Source organism: Pseudomonas sp. RW407, assembly GCF_003176655.1.
Classification (GTDB): Bacteria; Pseudomonadota; Gammaproteobacteria; order Pseudomonadales; family Pseudomonadaceae; genus Pseudomonas; species Pseudomonas delhiensis.
Genome location: NZ_QGSL01000029.1, coordinates 964,951 through 971,488, shown reverse-complemented (window position 1 = coordinate 971,488; position 6,538 = coordinate 964,951). Strand labels below are relative to the sequence as shown.

Sequence of the window (6,538 nt, the reverse complement as noted above, 5' to 3'; positions counted from 1 at the left end):
CCGCCGCCGCCGGCAGCGCCAGGCGTGGCAGCCAGGCCAGCAGGGCCACCAGGGTAATGCTGGCGAGCATCAGCAGGCAGGCCCAGTAGACCAGCCCCAGCTCGATGCCCAGCAGGTGGATGCAATAGGCCACTGCCAGGCCGCCGTCCACCAGCGCCACGCCGCGCAGCAGGCGCACGCGGCCCTCGCTGGGCGCGCTGCCGAACAGCTCGCGGTGGTGGCGGGCGAGCCCCAGGCAGGCGGCGGTCATCGCCAGCAGGTTGAGACCGAAGACCAGCAGCATCAGGCGTACTCCCCTTCCACGCGTTCACGGCGGCGCGCCCTGGTTTCGGGCGCCCGCGGGCGGCCCAGGCGCCAGGCCAGGGCGGCGCATAGCGCGCCGCTGAGCAGCAGGGCCAGGTCGACGCCGGCGAGCAGCCAGTCGCCGCGGGCCAGGCTGCTGGTCAGGCGGCCCGGCTCGGGACCGAACAGCCCCAGCAGCGGCAGGCCGAGGGCCAGCACGGCGGCGACCAGCGCCTGCTCGCGGGCGGTGCGGCCACTGCCCTGGCGCCACGCCGCGTGCAGCAGCGCCAGCAGCCAGACCACCACGAAGCTGGTGATTTCCCAGCGGTCGCGCTGGGCCAGTTCCGCCGGCAGCAGGCGCGAGGCCGCCAGCAACCCCAGGCTGGCCAGCGGCAGGCCGCCGCAGACCGCGGCGTTGAGCGTGCGCACCAGGCCCAGGCCGGCGCTGCCGCGGGCTTCGCGCTTGGCCACCCAGACCTGCAGGCCGCCGAAGATCATCCCACAGCCGGCCAGGCCCAGCAGCAGGTAGAGGACGCGCACCAGGGTGCCGCCGAACTGCGCCATGTGCAGCCCGGTGAGCCAGGCGTAGGTCTTGTAGCCGCCGCCGTAAGGCGGCTGCACGTGCAGCAGCGCGCCGCTGCCGGCGTCGAAGGAGACGGTACGCTGGTCGTTGATCATGCCCCAGCCTATCGCCTTGCGGACCTGCACCATGGACGAGGCGTCGTTGGGATGCTCGAGGTTGATCCAGCCCACCCGGCTATCGTCGCCCCACTGTTCGCGGGCGCGCTCGACCATGCGCGACAGCGGCTTCGGCGGCTTGGCCGGTCGGCCCAGCTCCTCGCGTTCGAAGGCGTGCTGCACCTCGTGCTCGAAGCGCTCGAAATCGCCCTTGTAGGCGACCTTGATGCCGGCCTGCATGTACAGGGTGATGAAGATCACCAGCCCGGTGTAGGCCAGCAACACGTGGAACGGCAGGCCGACCACCCCCAGCACGTTGTGCGCGTCGAGCCAGCTGCGCTGGCGCGCCGCCTTCGGCCGCAGGGTGAAGAAGTCCTTGAAGATGCGCCGGTGGACGATCACCCCGCTGACCATCGCCACCAGCATGAACATCCCGGCGATGCCGACGATGTAGATGCCCGGGGTGCCGGCGTGCAGGCCGTAGTGCAGCTCGAAGAAGAAGCCGCCGCCGACGGTCTTCGGCAGTTCCTCGCCGGTCTGGGCGTCGATCAGGAAGGAGCGGAAGGCGCTGAGGTCGCTGGGCACCCAGCCGGCGGTCCAGTAAGGCCCGCGCTCGGTCGGCGGTAGCATCCAGTAGGCATGGGCCTTGGGCGCGCGCTCGACCAGGGCGGCATGGACCTGGTCCACGCCCACCGCCGGCTGCGGCGCCTGGTGCAGCTGCGGCAGCATCCAGCGCGTCAGCTCCGGCTCGAAGCACGACAGGCTGCCGGAAAAGATCACCACGAACAGCAGCCAGCTGACCAGCAGGCCGCTCCAGGTATGCAGGCCGGACATCGACTGGCGCAGGCTCATGGGCGCACCCCGAAGTCGTGGGGCAGGAACGCGGCCAGCGCCAGCAGCGCGCTCAGCGCCAGCGGCACCAGGCAGGCGCGCCAGGTACTGCGGGCGGCGAACACGTAGAGGATGGCCACCACCCAGACCATGAAGCAGCCCAGGCTGGCGAAGGCCACGCGGTCGGCGCGGGCCAGCGGCAGGTAGACGCTGAGGAAGGCGGTGCTGGTGTAGGCCAGGGCGTAGCCGCCGAAGAGCGCTGCCAGGATGCGCGCGCTGAGCTGTGCGCCGAAGCGGCCCTTGCTGCTCATGGGCGCACCTGGGGCTGGAACGGCGGGAATCCGGACGGGTGCATGGCTGTGCTCACCTGCTGACAGAAGTTCACCCCGAACAGGGGTAGGCAAAAGCGGAAATTTATATGAAATGCGTTCGCATTTGAAAGAGATACGCAAGAACAGATGTGAATAACTGTGTGCGCCATACGCACCATCAGGTATTCCAGGCCGTGAAACGGGTAGGCCTGGCGTAGGGCGAATAACGCTCCGCGTTATCCGCCGTTTGGCCTTGGCCCAAGGCGGCTCCGGGTTCGACCTTGGCCACGGGCGCGCTCCGTGCTCGACCTTGGCGTGGCCGGTGGCCAAGGTGAAACGGCGTATAACCGCGAACGGTTATACGCCCTACGTCACGGGAACGCCCGACGTAGGGCGCATAACGCCACAGGCGTTATCCGCCGCTTGGCCTTGGCCCCAGACGCGCACCGATCACCAGCGGTAGGTAGCGCTGCCCAGCACGTTGCGGCCGTTGCCGTAGATGCAGCGAGTGGCGTCGTAGCAGCCGGCGATGTACTCGCGGTCGGTCAGGTTGGTGGCGTTGACGGCGAAGCGCCAGGGGCCGGTGTCGTAGTGCACGGCGGCGTCCAGCAGGGTGTAGCTGGGCACGTTCAGCGAGTTGTCCGGGGCGCCCGGGCTGCGGCCGTTGTAGCGCACCCCGGCGCCGAAGCCCAGGCCCTTGAGCAGCCCGTCGCGCAGGGTGTAGTCGGCCCACAGCGAGGCGATGTTGCGCGGCGTGGGGATGCTGATCGGCGTCTTGCCGTCGCTTTCGTCGTTGGCCTTGGTGTTCTTCACGTCCTGGTAGGTGTAGGTGGCGATCAGGTTCAGCTCGCGGCTCAGCGCGCCCACCGCCTCCAGCTCCAGGCCGCGCGAGCGCACTTCGCCGGTCTGCACGTAGCTGTTGACATGGGTGGGGTCGGTGTCCGGGGTCAGCACGTCGCGCTGGGTGATCTCGAACACCGCCGCGGTCACGCTGCTGTCCGAGCCCTTGGGCTGGAACTTCACGCCCACCTCGTACTGCTTGGCGCGGGTCGGGTCGAAGGGCTTGCCGGCGTAGTCGGTGCCGGCGTTGGGGGTGAAGCCCTCGCTGTAGCTGAAGTACGGCGCCAGGCCGTTGTCCGCCAGGTAGACCAGGCCGACGCGGCCGCTGAAGGCCTCGTCCTTCTGGCTGGTGTGGCTGCTGGCGGCGGTGCTCCAGCTGTCGGTGCTGGCGCTGGCCCAGTCGTAGCGGCCGCCCAGGGACAGCACCCAGTGCTCGTCGAAGTGCAGCTGGTCCTGCAGGTAGACGCCGGTCTGGCGCGAGGTCTGGTCGCTGTAGGTCCAGTCGTCGGCGGTGAAGGCCGAGGCGTCCACCGGGCCGTAGGACGGGCCGCCGTAGAGGTCCAGCGGGGTGGTCAGCACGTAGGCCTGTGGGTCCCTGGTGTGCTGGCGCTGCCAGTCCAGGCCCAGCAGCAGGGTGTGGCGCAGCCAGCCGGTGGCGAAGTCGGCCTGGGCCTGGTTGTCCAGGGTCCAGCGGCTGTACTCGGGGTTCTCGATGCCGGCGTAGCGCAGCAGGGTGCGGTCGTCGCCCATGCCCCAGTAGGCCATGGTGCCGACGCCGTAGACCATGTTGTCGTTGAGGTCGAGGTGGGCGTAGCGCAGGTTCTGGCGCACCTGCCAGACGTCGTTCAGGCGCTTCTCGAACTCGTAGCCCAGGCTGTACTGCTCCTTCTCGTACTTGGAGAAGTGTTCGTCGCCGGTGAAATAGCTGCGGTGGATCTTGCCGTAGGCACTGTGGTTCAGCGTGCCCGAGGCCGGCAGGAAGTTGTCCTGGGCGTTGCTGTCGTCCTTCAGGTAGCTGGCCAGCAGGGTCAGGCGGGTGTCCTCGTCGGGCTGCCAGCTCAGCGATGGCGCCAGGGCCACGCGGCGGTCTTCCCAGGGGGTGTCGCGGATGTCGCCGTCATGGCCGACCATGACCACGCGGTAGCTCCACACCCCGGCGTCGTCCAGCGGGCCGGTGCTGTCGAGGCCCAGTTGCTTGCGCGCATCGCTGCCGTACTGCACCTGGACCTCGTGCTGGGCCACGGTGCTCGGGCGCTTGGACACCTGGTTGATCACCCCGCCCGGGTCGCCCTGGCCGTAGAGCACGCCGGCCGGGCCGCGCAGCACTTCCACGCGCTCCAGCATGTAGGGGTCGACCATCCAGCTGGCCAGGTTGATGGTGGTGGGCAGCTGCAGGCCGTCCTGGTAGGTGGTCGGCGAGAAGCCGCGGATCACCGTGTACCAGTCCGAGCGGTTGTTGGAGCCGTAGGAGGACACGCCGGGGGTATAGCGCAGCGCCTCGTTCACCGACTGCACGCCCTGGGCTTCCATGCGCTCGCGGGTGACCACCGAGATGGACTGCGGGGTCTCGTGGATCGGCGTGTCGGTCTTGGTCGCGGTGACGCTGCGCCTGGCCACGTAGCCATGCACCGGGCCCCTGGGGTCTTCCTCGGCCCGGGCGGTGATGGTCTGCGCCTTCATTTCCAGGGCGCCCTCGGTGGCGCTGCGCTGCAGGCGGTAGCTGCCGTCGGCGCTGGATTCGGCGGCCAGGCCGCTGCCCGAGAGCAGCACGGCGAAGCCGGCGTCCACCGGGTAGTCGCCTTCCAGGCCCTGGCTGCGCAGGCCGCGGGTCAGCGCCGGGTCGAAGGTCAGCAGCACGCCGGCCTGGCGCGCATATGCATTGAGCGCATCTTCCAGGCTGCCGGCCGGCACCTTGAAGTGCACCGCGGCCGGGGCGGCCAGGGCGGGTACGGCGACAACCAGCGGCAGGCTGGCGACCAGGCCCAGGGTGGCGATGCGCAGGGCGCGCAGCAGCGGGCGCGGCGACGTGTTGGGGAAGCGGGACATGCTGTGGATTTCCTCGTTCGCACAGGCGGGATTGCACAGAGGCCGAACGACCGTGGAAAACCTGCAGAAGAAAATGAAACTATTTTTCAGCGCCCCCGCCGGGCCTGTTCCATGGCCCGTTCGAGCAGTTGGAAGACCCGCGGAGACTGGCACTGGGCGACGTTGAAGCGCAGGAAGTCCGGCGCGTTCTGGCCCAGGCTGAAGACGTTGCCCGGCGCCAGCACCATGCCCTGCTCCAGCGCCGCGCGGGACACCGCCGCGGCATCCAGCCCGGCCGGCAGCCGCGCCCAGACGAACACCCCGCCGCGCGGCTCCAGCCAGGGCTGCAGGCCCAGGCCGCGCAGGCGCGCCAGGGTGTCGCCCATGGCCTCGGCCAGGCGCGCGCGCAGGTTTTCCATGTGCCGACGGTAGCCGCCCTTGCGCAGCAGTTCGTGGAGCAGCTCGGCGTTGAACGGGCTGTTGCCGAAAGAGGTGGCCAGCTTCAGGTCCACCAGTTGCTCGCACCACTGCGGGCGCGCCGCGATGTAGCCGCAGCGCACCGAGGCGGACAGCGTCTTGGAGAAGCTGCCGACCTGGATCACCCGCTGCAGGCCATCGAAGGCGGACAGCCGCGGCACCTGCTCGTGCTCGAAGTCGGCGAAGATGTCGTCCTCGACTATCAGCAGGTCATGGGCCTCGGCCAGCTTCAGCAGGCGGTGCGCCACCAGCGGCGAGAGCTGCGCGCCGGTGGGGTTGTGGAAGGCCGAGTTGGTGATGTACAGGCGCGGCCGGTGGCGCTGCAGGATTGCGCCGAGGGCCTCGATGTCCGGACCGTGCGGCGTGTAGGGCACGCCGATGGCCACCGCGCGGTGGGCGCGCAGCAGGGCCTGGAAGTTGAAGTAGCCGGGGTCGTCCACCAGCACCTCGTCGCCGGGCTCCAGCAGGAAGCGGCAGACCAGGTCGATGGCGTGGGTACCCCCGTCGGTGAGCACTATCTGCTGCGCGCCGACCTGCAGCCCGTAGTCGCCCAGGCGCCGCGCCAGCTGCTCGCGCAGGCCGGCATGGCCGTAGGGGCGGCCGTACTCCAGCAGGCTCGACTGCGGCTCGCGGGCCAGCTGGCGCAGGGCGCGGCGCAGCTCGTCCTCCGGCAGCCAGGACGGCGGCAGCCAGCCACAGCCGGGCTTGAGCGCATCCTCGGCGGCCTCCAGCGACTGCCGGGAGATCCACAGCGGGTCGATGCTGCGGTCCAGCGCCGGGCCGATCTCGGCCAGCGACAGCGGCGGCAGCCGGCCACAGACATAGAAGCCGGAACCGCGCCGGGCGGCGATCAGGCCCTCGGCGGCGAGGCGCTCGTAGGCCTCCACCACGGTGCTCTTGGACACCTCCAGGCTCTGCGCCAGGGCGCGGATCGACGGCAGCCGCTCGCCCGGCACCAGGCTGCGCGCCGCCAGGCGCTCGCGTACCTGGCGCATCACCCCGTCCACCCGCGTCATGGCCATGGCCACCTCGACTGTACCGATAGAAATCCAGGACAGTTTGTTCGAATTGTACTGATCTGTCACTGGCCGCCC

The 6,538-nt window shown here is 69.9% G+C and carries 5 protein-coding genes; all 5 read right to left on the bottom strand.

The window, feature by feature from the left end; all coding sequences use genetic code 11:
• Window positions 1–283: DUF3325 domain-containing protein (locus tag DK254_RS34490; RefSeq protein WP_218281397.1), on the bottom strand; the 283-nt coding region annotated here is incomplete at its 3' end.
• The gene (locus DK254_RS05220) at window positions 283–1,812 is read right to left on the bottom strand and encodes a PepSY domain-containing protein (protein ID WP_109932760.1); all 1,530 of its coding nucleotides are present in this window, start codon (window positions 1,810–1,812) and stop codon (window positions 283–285) included. The genes DK254_RS34490 and DK254_RS05220, both read right to left, overlap by 1 nt.
• On the bottom strand, window positions 1,809–2,102 hold the full coding sequence (locus DK254_RS05215; RefSeq protein WP_009619068.1) for a DUF3649 domain-containing protein: 294 nt from the start codon (window positions 2,100–2,102) through the stop codon (window positions 1,809–1,811). Before DK254_RS05215 ends, DK254_RS05220 begins: the two co-directional genes overlap by 4 nt.
• Before the next feature lie 450 nt (window positions 2,103–2,552).
• Entirely contained in the window at window positions 2,553–4,988 is a 2,436-nt protein-coding gene (locus DK254_RS05210) for a TonB-dependent siderophore receptor (protein WP_109932758.1), read from the bottom strand.
• 86 nt (window positions 4,989–5,074) lie between these two features.
• Complete coding sequence (locus DK254_RS05205; RefSeq protein WP_218281401.1) at window positions 5,075–6,466, bottom strand: PLP-dependent aminotransferase family protein; 1,392 nt, start codon at window positions 6,464–6,466, stop codon at window positions 5,075–5,077.
• Window positions 6,467–6,538: the final 72 nt, after the last annotated feature.

Bases quoted from the DNA above. Each gene is read 5' to 3' on its own strand.
- DK254_RS05205 (WP_218281401.1), bottom strand. From the start codon at position 6,466: ATGGCCATGACGCGGGTGGACGGGGTGATGCGCCAGGTACGCGAGCGC.
- DK254_RS05220 (WP_109932760.1), bottom strand. From the start codon at position 1,812: ATGAGCCTGCGCCAGTCGATGTCCGGCCTGCATACCTGGAGCGGCCTG.
- DK254_RS05215 (WP_009619068.1), bottom strand. From the start codon at position 2,102: ATGAGCAGCAAGGGCCGCTTCGGCGCACAGCTCAGCGCGCGCATCCTG.
- DK254_RS05210 (WP_109932758.1), bottom strand. From the start codon at position 4,988: ATGTCCCGCTTCCCCAACACGTCGCCGCGCCCGCTGCTGCGCGCCCTG.